At 72.1% G+C, this 18041-nt stretch carries 15 protein-coding genes; 5 read left to right on the top strand and 10 right to left on the bottom strand.

Annotated elements, in window-relative coordinates; genetic code table 11:
- Positions 1-5 precede the first annotated feature (5 nt).
- The 3 genes from DV20_RS08865 to DV20_RS08875 are packed head-to-tail and all read right to left on the bottom strand — an operon-like array spanning position 6 to position 2389.
- Positions 6-938 (bottom strand): CHAD domain-containing protein, encoded by a 933-nt coding sequence (locus DV20_RS08865; protein ID WP_043778262.1) that lies wholly within the window; start codon positions 936-938, stop codon positions 6-8.
- A gap of 28 nt (positions 939-966) precedes the next feature.
- Positions 967-1950: a 2,3,4,5-tetrahydropyridine-2,6-dicarboxylate N-succinyltransferase gene (gene dapD, locus DV20_RS08870; RefSeq protein ID WP_043778318.1), complete on the bottom strand. Its 984-nt coding sequence runs from the start codon at positions 1948-1950 to the stop codon at positions 967-969.
- A 28-nt stretch (positions 1951-1978) separates the two neighbouring features.
- Positions 1979-2389, bottom strand: a complete 411-nt coding sequence (locus DV20_RS08875) for a hypothetical protein (protein ID WP_043778264.1) — start codon at positions 2387-2389, stop codon at positions 1979-1981.
- A gap of 44 nt (positions 2390-2433) precedes the next feature.
- Here DV20_RS08875 and dapE point away from each other — a divergent pair, with 44 nt between their 5' ends.
- The 3 genes from dapE to DV20_RS08890 all read left to right on the top strand — a co-directional run bounded on the left by dapE (position 2434) and on the right by DV20_RS08890 (position 5148).
- Positions 2434-3504 (top strand): succinyl-diaminopimelate desuccinylase, encoded by a 1071-nt coding sequence (gene dapE / locus DV20_RS08880; protein WP_043778267.1) that lies wholly within the window; start codon positions 2434-2436, stop codon positions 3502-3504.
- A 127-nt stretch (positions 3505-3631) separates the two neighbouring features.
- Positions 3632-4432, top strand: coding sequence for a DUF3152 domain-containing protein (locus DV20_RS08885; RefSeq protein ID WP_200876380.1), 801 nt, complete (start codon positions 3632-3634; stop codon positions 4430-4432).
- Positions 4433-4599: 167 nt separating this feature from the next.
- Positions 4600-5148, top strand: coding sequence for a DUF7639 domain-containing protein (locus DV20_RS08890; RefSeq protein WP_043778273.1), 549 nt, complete (start codon positions 4600-4602; stop codon positions 5146-5148).
- A gap of 73 nt (positions 5149-5221) precedes the next feature.
- Here the strand turns inward: DV20_RS08890 and DV20_RS08900 are convergent, their stop codons facing one another.
- From DV20_RS08900 to DV20_RS08925, 6 genes are all read right to left on the bottom strand, one after another.
- Positions 5222-6265 carry a chitinase gene (locus tag DV20_RS08900; RefSeq protein WP_043778277.1) on the bottom strand — a complete coding sequence of 348 codons (1044 nt, stop codon included), beginning with the start codon at positions 6263-6265 and terminating at the stop codon, positions 5222-5224.
- A gap of 138 nt (positions 6266-6403) precedes the next feature.
- Positions 6404-8008, bottom strand: a complete 1605-nt coding sequence (locus tag DV20_RS08905; protein WP_043778279.1) for a M28 family metallopeptidase — start codon at positions 8006-8008, stop codon at positions 6404-6406.
- Between the two features lie 111 nt (positions 8009-8119).
- The gene (locus DV20_RS08910) at positions 8120-10384 is read right to left on the bottom strand and encodes a M4 family metallopeptidase (RefSeq protein WP_043778282.1); all 2265 of its coding nucleotides are present in this window, start codon (positions 10382-10384) and stop codon (positions 8120-8122) included.
- A gap of 308 nt (positions 10385-10692) precedes the next feature.
- Positions 10693-11958 carry a helix-turn-helix domain-containing protein gene (locus DV20_RS08915; protein ID WP_043778285.1) on the bottom strand — a complete coding sequence of 422 codons (1266 nt, stop codon included), beginning with the start codon at positions 11956-11958 and terminating at the stop codon, positions 10693-10695.
- Positions 11959-11995: 37 nt separating this feature from the next.
- Positions 11996-14014, bottom strand: coding sequence for a M4 family metallopeptidase (locus DV20_RS08920; protein ID WP_043778288.1), 2019 nt, complete (start codon positions 14012-14014; stop codon positions 11996-11998).
- A 252-nt stretch (positions 14015-14266) separates the two neighbouring features.
- Entirely contained in the window at positions 14267-15556 is a 1290-nt protein-coding gene (locus DV20_RS08925; protein ID WP_043778319.1) for a helix-turn-helix domain-containing protein, read from the bottom strand.
- Positions 15557-15853: 297 nt separating this feature from the next.
- Between DV20_RS08925 and DV20_RS08930 the strand changes: the two genes are divergently transcribed.
- Entirely contained in the window at positions 15854-16639 is a 786-nt protein-coding gene (locus tag DV20_RS08930; RefSeq protein WP_043778290.1) for an LOG family protein, read from the top strand.
- Entirely contained in the window at positions 16639-17223 is a 585-nt protein-coding gene (locus DV20_RS08935; RefSeq protein ID WP_043778292.1) for an LOG family protein, read from the top strand. Before DV20_RS08930 ends, DV20_RS08935 begins: the two co-directional genes overlap by 1 nt.
- 127 nt (positions 17224-17350) lie before the next feature.
- Here DV20_RS08935 and DV20_RS08940 read toward each other — a convergent pair whose 3' ends face one another.
- Complete coding sequence (locus DV20_RS08940) at positions 17351-18025, bottom strand: lysophospholipid acyltransferase family protein (RefSeq protein WP_043778293.1); 675 nt, start codon at positions 18023-18025, stop codon at positions 17351-17353.
- Between the last annotated feature and the right edge of the window lie 16 nt (positions 18026-18041).

Here is an 18041-nt window from a genome sequence, read left to right on the forward strand (position 1 = left end):
CCGGGTCAGGCGTGGAGGGCCTGGGCGGCGGCGTCCACCGCGGCCCACGAATCCCGCCAAGCCGCGCGGGCCTCCGCCCGGCGGGCCAGCTCGCGCTCGGCGATGCGGCCGGCGACGAACCCCATCGGGCCGTCGGCCGACGCCAGGACCGCGCGCATCCGCTCGGCCGCGATCACCGCGTCCTGGTGGTCGCCCAGCACCGTCTGGAAGTCCTTCGTGGCCTTCAGCAGCTTCTTGAGCTTCGCCGCCTGCTTCTTCTTCGCCGACGTCTGGGCCAGCTCGGCCGCGTAACGCAGCTTCTTGCCGCGGATGCGCAGGGCGTGCAGGTCTTCGTCCGGCGGGTCCGCGGGCAACGCGCGGACCGCCTTCGCCAGCTTCCGGTGCGGCTTCGCCAGCCCCGCGATCAGGTCGTGCCGCCGGTCGGCGGGCGGGCCGGACTCCGCGCGGGTCAGCAGGCTCACCTCACGCAGCAACGTCGAGTACCGGGCACTCGACAGCGCCCGCGTCAGGCGCCGCTTGGCCGCGGCGCGTTCGGTGACGAACTTCGCCACCAGGCGGTGGCCCGGCGCCTGGTCGCGGACCTCGAAGCCGGCGATCACCTCGCGCAGGTGCTCGATCAGCACGTCGTGGTCGCGGACCTCGCCGAGGGACTGGCCGAGCCGGCCCAGCTCCGCGCGCACCGGCTCGGCGCCGTCGCCGACCAGCTCGCCGGACAGCTTGAGCACGCTGCGCATCCGCCGCAGGGCGACGCGCATCTGGTGCAGGTCCTCCGGATCCGCCCCCGAGCGCGTGCCCGGTTCGTGCGCCAGCAGCGCGCGGATCTCGCGGTCGAGCTTGGCCCGCACGTGGTGGGCCGCCGGGTCGGCCGGACGCGCTCGCACGGGCGCGTCCGGCAGGCCCAGCTCAGCCGGGCTGCGACGCAACGATTCGGTGGTCACACCGTGAATAGTAGGTGAACGATCGCGCTCAGTCGTTGGCGTGCAGCGCCGCGTTCAGCTCGACGCCGGCGCCGGTCCGCGGCACGACCTCGACCGCGCCCGTCGCCGAGTTGCGGCGGAACACCGCGCCGGAAATGCCGTTGAGCTCGCGGGCCTTGACGACCTTGCCCTCGACGACGACCTTCGTGCCGGCCGTCACGTACAGGCCGGCCTCGACGACCGTGTCGTCGCCCAGCGAGATCCCGACGCCGCCGTTCGCGCCGATCAGGCAGCGCTCGCCCAGGGAGATCGTTTCCTTGCCACCCCCGGAAAGCGTGCCCATGATCGACGCGCCGCCGCCGACGTCCGAGCCGTCGCCGACGACCACGCCGGCCGAGATCCGGCCCTCGACCATCGACGCGCCGAGCGTGCCGGCGTTGAAGTTGACGAAGCCCTCGTGCATCACGGTCGTGCCGGACGCCAGGTGCGCGCCGAGCCGGACGCGGTCGGCGTCGCCGATCCGGACGCCGGACGGCATGACGTAGTCGACCATCCGCGGGAACTTGTCGACGCTGTAGACGGTCACCGCGCCGCGCGAGCGCAGCCGCAGCCGGGTCGTCTCGAAGCCCTCGACCGGGCACGGGCCGTGGTTGGTCCACACGACGTTGGCCAGCAGGCCGAACATGCCGTCGAGGTTCTGGCCGTGCGGGCGGACCAGCCGGTGCGAGAGCAGGTGCAGCCGCAGGTACATGTCGTGCGTGTCCGCGGGCGCGTCGGCCAGCCTGCCGATCGTGGTGCGGACGGCGACGACCTCGACCCCGCGGTCGGTGTCCGGGCCGAGCAGCGCCGCGGCGGCCTCGCCGAGCAGCTCCTCGGCTTCGCCCGCGCTCAGGCGCTCGGTCCCGGGCGTGCCGCCCTCGGTCAGCTTCGGGTGCGGGTACCAGGTGTCGAGGACCGTCCCGTCGGTCGCGACGGTGGCCAGCCCGACGCCGCTGGCGCCGGTCGTTTCGGGGTTCGGGCTCTGCTCGCTCACGCCCGACACGGTAGTCGAGTGAACCGAATCAACCACTCGTGGGCCGGGCGTCTACCTGCTTCTTAAGGCCCGAAAGGGCGCCGGCGATGTCGACGAGCGCCTGCGAACACGGGCCGCCCGCGGCCGGGACGGTCGTGCAGCCCGCGCTCCGGAACGCCCCGACGGCCTGCTCCAGCTTCCCGGCCTCGGCGACCAGCTGCGGGTCGCGGTCGTTCGCACGCTTGCGGGCCGCGCCCGGCACGTTGCCGACCTCCGTGACGTACTTCTCACAGCCCTTCGGCAGCTGGGTGCGCGGGCTCGCGTAGCACTGGTCGACGGTCAGCGCGGCCAGTTTGGTCGGGAGCGCGTCCGGGCCGGGCTCGCCGCCCTGGCGCGGAGGCGTGGGGCCGGCCTCGTTCCCGCAGCCCGACAGGACCAGGACCAGCAACGCGCCGCCCACGGCGACTCCGAACCTACGCACACCCCCACGGTAGCGTGCGGGGCATGAGCCTCGACCTGCACGCCGACCCCGTGGACCTGACCGCCGCGCTGGTGGACGTCTTCAGCGTGTCCGGCGCCGAAGCGGAGATCGCGACCGCGGTGCAGGACGCGCTGCTCGCGCAGGCCCCGCACCTGGAGGTCGTCCGCAACGGTGACGCCGTCCTCGCGCGGACGAACCTCGGCCGCGAGTCGCGGGTCGTGCTCGCCGGGCACCTGGACACCGTGCCGGAAAACGGCAACTTCCCTTCGCGGCGCGAAGGCACCGGTGACGACGAGATCCTGCACGGCCTCGGCACGGTCGACATGAAGGGCGGCGACGCGGTCTTCCTGCACCTGGCGGCGACGCTGGCGGAGCCCAAGCACGACGTCACCTTCGTGTTCTACGACAACGAAGAGGTCGAAGCGGTCAAGAACGGCCTCGGCCGGATCGAGCGCGAGCTGCCGGAGTGGCTGGACGGCGACCTGGCGATCGTCGGGGAGCCGTCGAACGCGGTGATCGAGGCCGGCTGCCAGGGCACCATGCGCGTCGAACTGCGGCTTTCGGGGAAGCGGGCGCACACCGCGCGGGCGTGGATGGGCGAGAACGCGATCCACGCGCTCGCCGAGCCGCTGCGCCGGCTGGAGGAGTACACGCCGCGGGTCGTCGACATCGACGGCCTCACCTACCGCGAGGGCCTCCAGGCGACGTCGATCAGCGGCGGGGTGGCGGGCAACGTCGTCCCGGACGCGGCGGTGCTGACGGTCAACCACCGCTTCGCCCCGGACCGCGACGCGGCGGCGGCCGAGCGCCACCTGCGCGAGGTGTTCGACGGTTTCGAACTGTCCGTTGTGGACCTTTCCCCGGGCGCGCTGCCGGGCCTGTCGGCCCCGGCGGCGGCGGAGCTGGTGGCGGCGGCCGGCGGCCGCGCGGCGGCCAAGCTCGGCTGGACGGACGTCGCCCGCTTCGCGGCCCGCGGCATGCCGGCGGTGAACTTCGGCCCGGGCGACCCGACGTTGGCGCACACGAAGCAGGAGAACGTCCGGACGGCGGAGATCCGCCAGGTCACCGAGGTGCTCCGCAAGTTCCTGGGCTGAGCGCCTGTGGCCGTCGTCACACGCGGCGGTCCTGAGCTGCGGTGACGCTCCGCCACCGCAGGTCACCGCAACTTTTCCCGGCCGCGGCCCGTATGTCCTTCTGAAACCGCGCACCCCGGGAGGACCCATGCCGAAAACCGCGAGACGAGCCGCGGCCGTGGCCGTGCTCGCCCTGGCGGTGAGCGGGTGTGGCGGGGAAAGACAGCCCGTCGCCGCGCCGGCGGCCGGACCGGTCCTCACCGCCATCGGGGACGCCACCTCGATCCCGCCGCCGCCCGCCGAGCGGGAGCCCGAGCGGCCGCCGGTGCCGCAGAGCGCGCCCGCCATCTCCTTCCCGCGGACCGGATCCGGCCAGTGGATGTTCACCCCGGGCAGCGACGAAATCGCCGGCAGCCGCGGCCGGCTGATGCGCTACCGGATCGCCATCGAGACCGACATCGACGGCGTCGGCCCCACCGGGTTCGCCAAGGACATCCGCGCCATCCTCGGCGACCCGCGCGGCTGGACCGTCGGCGGGCAGTGGCGGCTGCAGCAGGTCGGCCCGGCCGACAGCGCCGACTTCACCATCTACCTCGCGACCCCGGCCAGCCGCGACAAGCTGTGCGGCGGCACGCCGGACAGCTACACCTCCTGCCGCAACGGCAGCAACGTCGTGCTCAACGTCGCCCGCTGGGCCAACGCCGTCCCGGGCTACGGCGCCCCGCTCGAGGTCTACCGCCAGTACATGGTCACCCACGAGACCGGGCACCGGCTCGGCCAGGGCCACGAGCTGTGCCCGGGCCCCGGCAAGCCGGCGCCGGTGATGGAGCAGCAGACGCTCGGGTTGCACGGCTGCGTCCCGAACCCGTGGCCGTTCCCCGACGGCAGCCGCGCCTACGCCGGCCCGCCGGGCGAGTACGCCGACCCGATCCCGGCAGGCGACTCCTGATCCGCCGCTAGGCTCGCCGGTATGCCGGACAGCACCCCGACGTCGCGCGTGGTCGGCGGCGACGTCGTCGAGGGACGGCAACGCCTCGTCTTCGTTCCCAACGGTGACTGTTACGCGCTCGGCACGAGGGCGCACCACTGGTCATCACCGGCACGGCGAAGGGAACCGTGCCGGCACTGGAATCGTGGCTGACCCCGGAGCTGGTGATCGGTGAGCTCGCCGACGAGGTGGACGAGCTGGCGTATGCCGCGGATCCGACCGGGGCCAACCTGGAGAGCGTCCGCGAGTCGTACCACGCGGTGCCCGAGCACCGCCGGATCCACCTGCTCGGCGACATGGACCAGAACGACGTCCCGGTGCGGATCCTGCTCGCCGAGGTGGGGGAGACGATCCCGGCCCGGAGCCGGGGCCGGACGCTCACGGTGACCCTGCAGCTCCGGGAGCAGGCGCTCGACTACTTCCGCCGGAGCGCGGCCGGTGGCGACAGAGACCGGGCGCGGCGGGTGGCGGACGGACCGGAGACGACCGTCCCGCTGGTCGTGGGCGGCACCGTCCACCCGGGCGGCTGGCCGGATCCGGCGGGTCTGGAGGTTCTGCAGATCGACTACCCGGCGGCCGGGCCGGCCGACGGCCCGGCTGGGCGTGATGGCCGCGCTGCTGCGGGAGAAGTTCGAGCGCCACCCGGCGATGGCGGCGACCTTGCTGGGCACGGGTGACGCCTGCCTGCTCTGCAACGACTGGGCCCGCCGGGGCGGCTACCACGACCGATCCCGGCGGGCGGCTCCTGACCTACCGGCCCTGCAGCGCCTTGACGTTGTCGCCGAACGTCCAGCCCTTCGAGCCGTCCCAGTTGACCGACCAGTCCATCAGGCCCTTGAGGCCCGGAACCGACCGCCACGCCTGGGACACCAGGCTCGGCGACAGGTACCCGCCGCCCGCGCCGGGCTGGGCGGGCAGGCCGGGGACCTGCTTGTCGTAGGGGACGCGGATCGTGGTGCCCTGCACGACCAGGCCGTTGTTCAGGCACTGCGTCTGCACGGTGAAGCCCTGCACGGTCCCGGCCTGGTACGAGTCGCCGGCGCAGCCGTACATCGAGCCGTTGTAGTACTGCATGTTCAGCCACCACAGCCGGCCGTTGTCCGCGTACTTCTTGATGATCGGCAGGTACGCGCCCCAGATCGAGCCGTAGGCGACGCTGCCGCCGGTCACGTACGCGGTCTCGGGGGCCATCGTGAGCCCGAAGTTCGACGGCATCTGCGCGAGCACGCCGTCGATGATGCGGATCAGGTTGCTCTGCGACGCCGACAGCGTCTTGATGTTCCCGCTGTTCGTCAGCCCGGTCTCGATGTCGATGTCGATCCCGTCGAAGTTGTACCGCTTCAGGATCGGCACGACCGTGGCGACGAACCGGTCCGCCACCGCGGCCGACGAAAGGTCGATCCCGGCGGCCGCGCCGCCGATGGACAGCAGGATCGTCGCGCCCGCGGCCTTGGCGGCGCACATCTCGGCGGGCGTGGACACCCGGACCCCGGCGTCCATCCCGTCCTCCCACAGCACCGTCCCGTCGGAGCGGATCACCGGGAAGGCGGCGTTGATCACGTTGTAGCCGTGCTGGGCCAGCCGGCTGTCGGTGATCGGGATCCAGCCCAGCCCGGGGTGGACGCCGTTCGCGGCGCCGTCCCAGTTTTCCCAGTAGCCCTGGAGAACCTTGCCCGCGGGCCGCGATTTCACCGCGCACGTGTCGGCCTGCACCGCCGCCTGCGCGGGGGCCGGGACGAACAGCGGGACGGCCAGCACCGTGGCCAGCAGGGTTCCGAGCAAACGACCGGACATACCGGCTCCCATCGTCGTTGAGGGGTGAACGCGGCGTGTCCGCCCAACATAAGCGCCGCGGGGAACCGGTGACTACCGACGAACGGGTGGTCTAGACAACTCGGTGACGTCCCGCGAGGGACGCCCCCGAGCCGTGGATCAGACGGTCAGCGTCCAGGAGGACAGGTAACCGGTGTCGGCCGGGCCGACGTCCTTGATCTGCAGTTTCCACGTGCCGTTCGCGGCTTCCGAGGAGGCGTTGACGGTGTAGGTGGTGTCGATGTTGTCCGCGGAGTCGCTGCTGGAGTTCTTGAGCCGGTAGGCGGTTCCGTCGGGGGCGACGAGGTCGAGGACCAGGTCACCGCGGTAGGTGTGGGTGATGTGCACCTCGACCTTGGTGGTGCCGGACGCGTTGCGGGCGCAGCCGCTGACGGTGCCGGTGCTGCTGACCGCGCTCGCCGGATAGTCCGGGATGTCCAGGCGGGTCGAGTTGGTCACCGGCGCGCACGACGAGCTGCCGACGCCGAGGGAGAACGTGGCCGTGTGGTCGGCGTTCGCGCCGTCCGCGGTCACCGTGATCGGGAAGGTGCCGGTCGGGGTCGACGTCGTGGTCGCGATGGTCAGCGTCGAGCTGCCGCCCGAGGTGATGGTGGCCGGGCTGAACGTCGCGGTCGCGCCGGCGGGCAGGCCGGAAGCGGACAGCGAGATCGGCTGCGCCGAGCCGGACGTCGTCGCGGTGTTCACCGCGACCTGCAGCGACTGTCCCGGTTGGACATTCCCGGCCGCCGGGTTCAGCGTCACGGAGAAGTCGTTGCCCTGCGGTGTCCCGACGGCCAGCTTCCAGAGCGCGTAGGCGATGGCGTCGCTGTTCTTCTCCAGCGGCGCGTCCGGGATGTTGGAGATCGTGTCGCAGGCGCGGTGGTAGCAGTTGTCGAACGGCGAACCCGCGGTGCCGCCCCACTTCTGGGCCTGCGCGGAGCTCTTGATGTCGCCGGCGCCGGTGGCCAGGCCGCCGACCGGGATGCCCGCGCTCTTGAACGACGCGTGGTCGGACCGGCCGTCGCCCTCGCTGTCGCCCTCGGTCGGGATGCCGATGGAGGTGAAGTACTCGTCGAAGACCGCCTTGACCGAAGCGACGTCGTCGTAGACGAAGTAGCCCCAGTTCTTCGAGCCGATCATGTCGAAGTTGAGGTAGGTCTTGATCTTCGTGCGCTCGGTGCTCGGCAGGTTGTTGACGTAGTACTTCGACCCGACCAGGCCGGACTCTTCGTCGGCCCACCAGCCGAACCGGACGCGCTTGGCCATCGCCGGGTTGGTCCGGGCCAGCGTCAGCGCGACCTCGAGGATCGACGCGCTGCCGGAGCCGTTGTCGTTGATGCCGGGGCCCGCGCTCACGCTGTCGAGGTGCGCGCCGAGCATGATGACCTGGCTCGCGTCGCCCTGCGGCCACTCGGCGATCAGGTTCTGCGACTGGCCGAGACAGCTGGTGCAGGTCTGCCGGGTCGTCGTGTAGCCGGCGTTCTTCAGCAGGTTTTCCACATAGGACACCGAGGCCGCGTAGCCGCCGCCGCGCGCCGAGCGCGTGCCGCCGTTGTTGTTCGCGATGGTCTGCAGCTGGTTGAGGTGGGCCTTGACGTTGGCCAGGGAGATGTCCGGCGCGGCGAGCGCGGTGGCGGGCGCGGCGGTGGCCGCGGGCACGGACACGACGCCCAAGACGGCGGCCAGGGCGGTGACCCCGGCTCCGATTCTGGTCTTCCACTTCATGGCGGTGAATTCCTTCGGTGGGGGTGGGGGAGAGAGCCGCGGGGGCGGCACTTTCACGTGAAAGTGCCGCCCCCAGGTGGTCACTTTCACGTGAAAGTGACCGTGAAGCCGCTAGACGGTCAGCGTCCAGGAGGACAGGTAACCGGTGTCGGCCGGGCCGACGTCCTTGATCTGCAGTTTCCACGTGCCGTTCGCGGCTTCCGAGGAGGCGTTGACGGTGTAGGTGGTGTCGATGTTGTCGGCGGAGTCGCTGCCGGAGTTCTTCATGCGGTAGCTCGTGCCGTCCGGCGCGATCAGGTCGAGGACGAGGTCACCGCGGTAGGTGTGGGTGATGTGGACTTCGACCTTGGTGGTGCCGGACGCGTTGCGCGCGCAGCCGGACACGGTGCTGGTGCTGGCGACCGCGCTTGCCGGGTAGTCCGGGATGTCCAGGCGGGTCGAGTTGGTCACCGGGGCGCACGACGAGGTCGTCCCGACGGTCAGGGCGTACGTCGCGGTGTGGTCGGTGCTGGCCCCGTCGGCGGTGATGGTGATCGGGAAGCTGCCGGTCGGGGTCGACGTCGTGGTCGCGATGGTCAGGGTCGAGGAACCACCGGAGGAGATCGTCGCCGGGCTGAACGTCGCGGTCGCGCCGGCGGGCAGGCCGGAAGCGGACAGCGTGATCGACTGCGCCGCGCCCGAGGTGATCGCGGTGGTCACGGTGGCGGTGGCCGTGCCGCCCGGCTGCACCGAACCCGACGCCGGGTTCAGCGCGACCGAGAAGTCCGGCCCGCCGCCGCTGCACGAGGCGGGCTCACCGCTGGCGGCGGTGACGGAGATGGCGTCCCACGCGGCCTTGGTCGCGTTGTACTCGGTGCAGCTGCCCGGGAAGAGCGCGATCGCGGCTTCGAGGGTCGCCTTGCGGGCGGCCTTGTGGTTCCACGACGAGGTCTTCTTCAGCAGGCCGTTGTAGAAGATCTTGCCGGCCTTCTGGATGCCGACGCCGGTGACCGAAGAGTTGTTGCAGGTCGGGCTGGCGGGCTTGCCGCCACCCGGGTTCGAGCCCTCGGCCAGCAGGTAGAACCAGTGGTTCTGCGGGCCGGCCGCCGCGTGCACCTCGGTGCTCGGGATCGACGACGAGTAGCAGTTCGGGTCGCCCACCTTCGACGGCTGGTACATGTAGCGGATCGGGCCCTGGCCGACCAGGTTGACCCCCTCGCCGACCTCGTAGTCCGGGGTGTCCTTGGCGTTGTTGGCGTACGCCTCGGTCAGCGCGCCGAAGATGTCGCCGGTGGACTCGTTGAGGCCGCCGTTCTCGTTGCCGGAGCCCGCCCCACCCGGGGTGGTCTGGAAGATGGCGTGCCCGTACTCGTGGGCGACGACGTCGATCGAGGTGGCCTGGCGCTGGTTGTCCTGCGAGTGGCCGAAGTGCGTCGACGAACCGTTCCAGTAGGCGTTGACGTCGGACAGGCCGACCGACGCCGGGTATCCGCCGCCGTTGCCGTTGATGCCGTTGCGGCCCAGCCAGTCGCCGAGCATCTTCCACTCGGTCTGGGAGCCGAACAGCGTGTCGACGCAGGCGGTTTCCAGGTCGGTGCCGGAGCCGTTGCCCCAGTTGTTGTCCGGCCCGCTGTAGACGGAACCGCCCTCACGGCCGCAGCTCAGCCCGGTGCGGGCCGGGTCGCGCAGGGTGTACGTGCTGCCGGACTGCGTGGTGTCGATGGAGACGTTGCCGACGTAGTAGCTGTTGCCGGTGCCGGCCACGTTCACCGTGGCGGGCTGGGCCTGCCGCTTCACCCCCGAGTCGAAGGTGCGGACGTCGTCGCGCTTGTCGAGCACCGCGCCGGTGGCCGCGTCGACGAACACGTGCAGGTTGCTCGGGGCCGTGGCGGTGCGCCCGGCGACGACGACTTCGTAGGCCAGCTTCGGGCTCGTCCCGGCCAGCACCACCTTCTCCGGCGTGCTCACACTGTCCACAGTGGGCAGTTGAGCGCGCGCGGTGGCGGCGGCCTTGGCCGCGTCGACCAGGGCTTGGGTCCCGACGGTGATCGGCGCGGTTTCCGCGGCGCTGGTGCCGCGGACGCGCCCGGCGCCGTCGGCGACGACGACCGCGTCCCCGCCCACGACCCGCAGGCCCTGGTAGGTGCGCTGGTAGGCGCCGTAGAAGAGCCCGGCGCCACCGGGGGTCAGGCCGATGCGCTGGAACGATTCGGCCGGGCCGCGGCGCAGGGTGTCGAGACCACTGGCGGCCGCCTGGTCGGCGGCGCGGGCGGCGGCCGCTTCCGGGGCGGCGGGCTGTGCTTGGGGCGCCGCGCCGGCCGGGGTCACCGGTAACGCGAGCGTCATGGCAAGCCCGGCGGCGGCCGCCAAGCCCGTGCTGAACCCACGATGGGTCATCGAGGTCTTCCTTCCATGAAGGCAGAATCGAGGTCCGGTAAGGGAAAGGGGAGACGTGTCCGGCGGGCTAACTCCAGGTATGCGTCCGGACGCATCCGAGTAAAGGATCAGCCGATCCGGGCGTCAATGCGCCGAACGGACCAACAGCGCGTTACGGATTATCGAATCAATTCGTACAAAGCCCGCTGCAGCAGGGGATTCTCGCCGCGTTCCGCTCCGGAACGACTTTCGTAGGGATTGTCGGCGACACCATCCGAACGCCGGACGATCTCGATCACCGGGATTCGTTGGTACCGCTCGGAATCGCTTCAGTCCGCTTCGGCGCCCAGCGCGATGAGCCCGTTCCGCAGCACGTCCGCCGCCTCCGCCGGTTTCCCGGTCTCCCCGAGCAGTTCGCTCAGCGGCCGCAGCGCGCGGACGAGCACCCCGCGGGCGTCCAGGCCGGTGGCCAGCTCGACGGCGGCCCGCAGGTCCTCGACCGCGCGGCGGGCGTCGCCGCGGGCCTTGGCCAGCGAGCCCAGCTGCAGCCGCAGCTCGGCGGCCAGCGGCGTGCCCGCCGCGACGGCCGGGCGGATCTGGTCGAGCAACGCGGCCGCCGTCTCCAGCCGGCCGGCGGCGAGGTGCTCCCCGGCGAGCTCGACGGTGATCGCCGGGACGTCGTCCGGCCACGCCGTCTCCCGCGCCGCGCCGAGGTCGGCCAGCGCGCCCTCGACGTCACCCGACCGGCCGCGGACCCGGGCCCTGGCCAGCAGGCAGTACGCCATCGCGGGGTGCAGCGCCCGTTCCTGCATCAGGTCGTAGGCCGCGGCGACCGACGCGGCGGCGTCGGCGAACCGGTCCGCCGCCAGGTGGCTGCGGCAGACCTCGACGTGGCTGCGGGTCAGCTCGGCGAGCACCGCCGGGCCGCCCCGGGTGAGCCGCAACGCCGAGCCGGCGTACTCCGCCGCCCGCTCCAGGTCGCCCTGACGCAGGTGCCGCTCGGCCAGGCACGCCCGCAGGGTCAGCAGCATCGACGGCTGCGGGTAGCCGTCGCGCAGCAGTTCGGCGTGGCAGGTTTCCAGCAGGTGCACCGAATACTGCACCTCACCCCAGCCGGTCAGCACGGCCGCGCGCAGCGGCACGACCATCGCCCGCACCGGCGGCGGCTCACCCGCCAGTGCCGTTTCGGCGTCCGCGACGTACTTCGTGCGGATGTCGCCGGTCGAGTACCCGGCCAGCCACAGCAGCGCGATCCCCGCCTGCCGCGGCCGGTCCAGGCGCTCGGCGCGACGCCGGATCCGCTGCATCCGCGGGGTGGCGCGGCGGGCGTCGCCGGCCAGGAACCGTTCCGCCGTCTCGATCAGCTCGAGGTCCAGCTCGATCAGCTCCCGCGGGGACCGCCCGCCCAGCAGCTCGTCCGGATCGACGCCGAGCTGCTGGGCGAAGAACCGCAGCGCGTCCCCCGACGGCGTCCGCACGCCGGTCTCGACCGACGACACGTACGCCGCGGAGTACTGCGGCCCGGCGAGTTCGCGCTGCGTGAGCCCGCGTTCGGTGCGCAGCTCACGCAGGCGTTCGCCGACGCTCTCGCTCACCCGGGTGCCTTTCCGCCGTGGACGTTCAGGGTAGGCCTCAGCACGCGCCGCCGTCGCTCCAGACGGCCCACGAGGTGGGCGCGCCGGGCTCGGCGCCGGTCGAGTACCACAGTGATGTCCACCGGTGACCGTGGTGGCTCACGACGTCGTCGGGCGCGTACGCCTTGGCGACGTCCCACTCGGCGAGGCCGTCGCAGCCGGACGGCGGCGTGCCGGTGCCGACGGTCAGCGAGAACTGGGCGGTGTGGTCGGCGTCGGTGCCGTCGCCGGTCACCGTCACCTGGCTGGTGCCCTCCCGCGTGGTCGCCGAGGTGGTGATGGTCAGCGTGGCCGTGCCGCCGGAGGAGACGGTGGCCGGGCTGAAGGTCGCCTTCGCGCCTTCGGGCAGGCCGGTGGCCAGCAGCTGCACGGTCTGGGCGTTGCCGGAGGTGATCCGGGTGGTCACCGTGGTGGTCGCCGTCTGTCCGGGCTGGACGGACGCCGATGCCGGGGAGAGCGTCAGCGAGTAGTCGTTGCCGGCGGGCGGCTGGCCGCTGCAGGCCGGTTCACCGCTCACCGCGGCGACGCTCACCGCGTCCCACGCGGCCTTGGTGGCGGCGAACTCGGCGCAGCTGCCGGGGAACAGGGCGATCGCGGCTTCCAGGGTGGCCTTGCGGGCCGCGCGGTGGTTCCACGACGAGGTCTTCTTCAGCAGGCCGTTGTAGAAGATCTTGCCCGCCTTCTGGATGCCGATGCCGGTGACGGCCGAGTTGTTGCACGTCGGGCTCGCGCTGCTGCCCTGGGAGAGGAGGTAGAACCAGTGGTTCTGCGGTCCGGCCGCCGCGTGCACCTCGGTGTTCGGGATCGACGACGAGTAGCAGTTCGGGTCGCCGACCTTGGACGGGTTGTCCATGTAGCGGATCGGGCCCTGGCCGACGAGGTTGACGCCCTCGCCGACGCTGAAGTCCGGCGTGTCCTTCGGGTTGTCGGCGTAGTACTCGGTCAGCGCGCCGAAGATGTCGCCGGTGGACTCGTTCAGGCCGCCGTTCTCGTTGCCCGAGCCCGCGCCACCCGGCGTGGTCTGGAAGATCGCGTGGCCGAACTCGTGGCCCACGACGTCCATCGGCGTCGCCTGGCGGCGGTTGTCCTGCGAGTGCCCGAAGTGCGTCGACGAGCCGTCCCAGTAGGCGTTGACGTCGTTGAGGCCGACGCTCGCCCGGAACCCGCCGCCGGCGCCGTCGATGCCGTTGCGGCCGAGCCAGTCGGCGAGCATCTTCCACTCGGTCTGGACGCTGTAGAGCGTGTCGACGCAGGCGGTTTCGAGGTCGGTGCCGGAGCCGTTGCCCCACGTGTTGGTGCTCTTGGTGAAGATCGAGCCGCCTTCGCGGCCGCAGGCGACGCCGCGGCGCCCGGGGTCGGTCATCGAGTAGGAACCGCCGGAGCCGGAGGTGTCGATCGGGACGGTGCCGGCGTAGTACGCATTGCCGGTCCCGGCTTCGCGGACGTCGTCACGGGTCTCGAGGATCTCGCCCGTCGTGCTGTCGACGAAGACGTGCAGGCGGGTGGGTCTGCCGTGGTCGCGGCCGCCGACGACGACTTCGTAGGCGAGCTTCGGGGCGTCGCCGGCCAGCACGACCAGCTTAGGTGCCTCGGCCGTGTCCACTGTGGAGACTGCGCTTTTCGCGATCTGCGCGGCCTGACCGGCCTTGAGAGCGGCCTGTGTGCCGACCGTGATCGGCGCGGTGTGGGCGGCTTCGGTGCCGCGGACGCGCCCGGCGCCGTCGGCGACGACCACCGCGTCCCCGCCGACGACCGGCAAGCCGTGGTAAGTGCGCTGGTAGGAGGCGTAGTAGAGCCCGCCGCCACCCGGGGTGACCCCGGTGCGGACGAAGGCCTCCCCGGTGCCCTTCGCGAGCCGGTCGGCGCCGCTGAGGGCGGCCTGATCGGCGGCGCGGGCGGCGAGCGCCTCGGGCGGGGTGGCGGCGGGAGGTGCGGGAGCGGCGGCGGCCGGGATCGCCGGCACCGCGAGGGCGAGGGTCAGGCCGGCGATCGCCGCCAGCCCGCGTGGGGATCTCATGGGGAACCTTTCCGGGGACCGGGGAGGAGTGTGTCCAGGGGAATAACTGCTGTTATTGCCCCGGACGCGTCCGAGTAAAGGGTTCCGCTCGTGGGTGGGTCAATGGGCCGAACGGAGCAGCGCGACGACGTCGCGATCATCCGCGTCCGCATGAATCCCCTGGTGGCGGCGAGATACCGTACTGGTCTGAACCAATTCACCGACTTTCGTAGGAAAGTCGTCCCGGTGCGGACCGGTGCCCCCGCTGGTCCGCTATTCGGCGCCGGCCGCCGACTCCAGGCCGCGGCGGTAGGCCTCGATGGCTTCGTCGAGGTGACCACGGTGGCGGAGCGCGTCGCCGAGCCGGAGGGCCGTCGAGACCGCGGCCCCGTGCAGGGACGCCGTCGTCTGGATCTCGAAGGCCTCGCGCAGGAGCCGGGTCGCCGTCTCCGGGTCGCCTTGGGCCTGGGCGACCTGGCCCAGCAGGCTCGTCGCCTCGCCCAGCGACTCGACGTCACGGGACAACAGGTCCCGGACCGCGGAAACCAGCGAAGCCGCCTCCGCGGCCGCCCCTTGGCGGAGCCGGACCTCGGCCAGCTCGAGGGTCGCCCCGGCGAAGCCTTCGTCCGCGCCGATCGCCGCCAGCTGGTCGCGGGCCGCCGTCAGCTCCGCGCGGGCCTCGTCCAGGCGGCCCAGGTGACGCAGCAGGTAGCCGCGGGCCCAGCGGCAGCGGGCCGCGTCACGGTCGAAGCCCGCCGACGCGAACAGCCGGCACGCCTCGGTCAGGTCCTCGTCCGCCCGGTCCGCGTGCCCCGTCGCCTGCCACACCTGCGACGCCTGCCGGTGGAACCGCGCGACGAAGTCCGGCCGCGTCGCCGCCCGCGCCAGCCGCCGCCCGGCTTCGGCCGCGCGGCGGGCCCGGTGCAGGCCGCCCATCTCCACCAGCGGGTGGATCAACGCGGTGAGCAGGCACAGCTCGGCGTCCGGGTCGGCCGGCCCCGCCGCCAGCTCGGCCTCGAGCCGCGCGATCGCCGTCCCCGCGTCGCCGCGCTGGAACCGGCAGCCCGACCACCGGTGCACGATCATCGCGCGCAGCCACGGCGGCGCCGCGCCGGCCAGCTCCTCCGCGTGCTCCAGCGCCTCCTGCGCGCCCGAGACGTCGAACAGCTGCCACTTCACTTCGGCCTGGCAGAACCGCGCGTAGCACTCGATGTCGTCGAGGTGGTAGCCCGCCGCCTGCTTGCCCACGGAGGCGAACCGCTCCTCGGCGGCGGCGATCCGGCCCTGCTCCAGATCGCGGTAGCCCTCGTCCAGCGCCGCGCGCAGCTCCTCGGCGATGCCGGGCGGGCGCCCGAACCTCAGCTCGTCGACGGTCAGCCCGAGCCGCTGCGCCAGGTAGGCCAGCATTTCCTCCGACGGCGGACGGCTACCGGTCTCGACCTTCGCCAGGAAGCCCCGGTCGTAACCCGGCTCGGCCAGCTCGCGCTGGGTCCAGCCGCGGCCGGTGCGCAACCGCCGGATCCGCGCGCCGAGCGGTTCGGTCATCTCCCCACGGTAGGTCATCGGGCACGCCGGAGCGGAGACGGCCATCTTGCCGGCCGCGGCGCCCCGGGACAGCGTTCTCCCGCCGAACAGGCGGCGGCGTCCGGCCTCAGTCTGTCCAGTGTGGATAGTCCAGGCACCTGCCGGGGCAAGGCGGCGGGCGCGCAGGAAGGAACCCGTCCGGATGAATCCTTCGACGGCCGGGGAAGCCGTTGCGCCGACGACCTGAGTTCATGGCCCGGTAACGAGCCCGCCATCGACTTCACCGCCACGGCGTTGTTCGCATTCTCGCCGGCGGGCAGGCCGTAGCATGGCGTAGTGAGCGAACAGTCTGAATTTCCCGACGGCCAGTACCCCGAACGTCCGGTCGAGCGCCAGAAGGGCCCGGTCGTGCTGCGCGGCGACCGCCGTGACCAGGGCAGCACGACCGACCAGCGGCTGCTCGACTCGCGGGGGCCGACCGACTGGGTGCACACCGACCCGTGGCGCGTGCTGCGGATCCAGGCCGAGTTCGTCGAGGGTTTCGGCGCGCTCGCCGAGGTCCCGCGCGCGGTCACGGTGTTCGGCTCGGCCCGCACCAAGCGCGACAACCCGGAGTACGAGCTCGGCCGCAAGATCGGCGGGGCACTCGCCAACGCCGGCTTCGCCGTGATGACGGGCGGCGGACCGGGCGCGATGGAGGCGGTCAACCGCGGCGCGGCCGAGGCCGGCGGCTTCTCCGTCGGGCTCGGCATCGAGCTGCCGTTCGAGCAGGGCCTGAACCCGTGGGTCGACCTCGGCGTCAACTTCCGCTACTTCTTCGCCCGCAAGACGATGTTCATCAAGTATTCGCAGGCCTTCATCTGCCTGCCCGGCGGCTTCGGCACGCTCGACGAGCTGTTCGAGGCGCTGACCCTGGTGCAGACCAAGAAGGTCACGAAGTTCCCGGTGGTGCTCTTCGGCAGCGACTACTGGGGCGGGCTCTACGACTGGATCAAGAACTCGGTGATGGCCGAGGGCAAGATCAGCCCGCAGGACCTGGACCTGCTGCACGTCACCGACGACATCGACGACGCGGTCCGCGTGGTGCAGGAGTCCTACCAGGCGTGGGAGGACACCCACTGATGCGGCGGATCTGTGTTTTCTGCGGCTCGGCGATGGGCTTCTCACCGCGCTACGCCGAGCAGGCGGCCGCGCTCGGCAAGCTGCTGGCCCAGCGGGGCATCGGCCTGGTCTACGGCGGCGCGAGCGTCGGCACGATGGGCGTCGTCGCCGACGCCGCCCTGGCCGCGGGCGGTGAGGTGATCGGCGTGATCCCGGAGGCGCTGTCGTCGGTCGAGATCGCGCACGCCGGCCTGACCGAGCTGCACGTCGTCGCGGACATGCACGAGCGCAAGGCGAAGATGGCGGCCCTGTCCGACGGGTTCCTGGCCCTGCCGGGCGGCGCGGGCACCCTGGAGGAGCTGTTCGAGGTCTGGACGTGGGCCCAGCTCGGCCTGCACGGCAAGCCGATCGGCCTGGTCGACGTCGACGGGTACTACGCGCCGCTGATGACGTTCGCCGACCACATGGTCACGGAAGGCTTCCTCAAGGACGGCTACCGGGAGCTCCTGCTGACCGACCCGGACCCGGCCGTACTGCTGGACCGGTTCGAGACGTACGAGCCACCGGCCCCGCCGAAGTGGGCGAAGGAACCGCCGGGGATCTGAGCCGGTGAACCCGTGGGTCCAGGCCGGAGCGTCGCTTGCCGTAGGTCTGCTGACGGCGACCGGCGCGTTCCTCGGCGTGCGCTTTCCGTCCGCGGCGGCGATCGTGCCACGGAGCGGCTCTCGCGGGTTAGGCCACACCCTCGCTGGGCCGCTTGTGGTAGGTGTCCACGTACTCCTGCCCCGAGATCTCCAGGATCGCGTACATCACCTCGTCGGTGACCGACCGCCGGATCGCCGGGGCGTAGTCCTGGCCCTCGTAGCGCGAAAAGTCCAGCGGCTTGCCGAACGTGATGCCGATCTTCGCCAGGCGGGGGATGCGAGCGCCGCCCGGCTGCAGCTTCTCGGTGCCGGTCAGGGCGACCGGGACCACCTTCGCGCCGGTCGCCAGGGCCAGTGCGCCGACGCCCGTGTGGCCGCGGTGCAGCCTGCCGTCCAGGGAGCGGGTGCCCTCCGGGTAGATCGCGAAGACGCCGCCCGCGTCGAGGACCTTGCGGGCCGCCTCCAGGGCGGCGAGACCGGCCTGGGCGTTGCCGCGCTCGACCGGGACGTAGCCCAGGCCGCCGAGGAAGGCGGCCAGTGCCCGGCCCTTGAGGCCCTTGCCGGCGAAGTACTCGGCCTTGCCGAGGAACTTGACCTGCCGCGGGGTCGCGAAGGTGATCACGCCGGTGTCGAGGGCGGCGCGGTGGTTGGCCGCCAGGAGCACCGGGCCGGTGAGCGGCACGTTCTCCACGCCGTGCACCTCGGGCCGGTACACCGCCCTGACCAGCGGTCCCAGCACGAACCGGACAAGCAGCGCGATCAAGTGGTCCTCCTCCTCG

Source organism: Amycolatopsis rifamycinica (genome assembly GCF_000695625.1).
In the GTDB taxonomy this organism is placed as follows: Bacteria; Actinomycetota; Actinomycetes; order Mycobacteriales; family Pseudonocardiaceae; genus Amycolatopsis; species Amycolatopsis rifamycinica.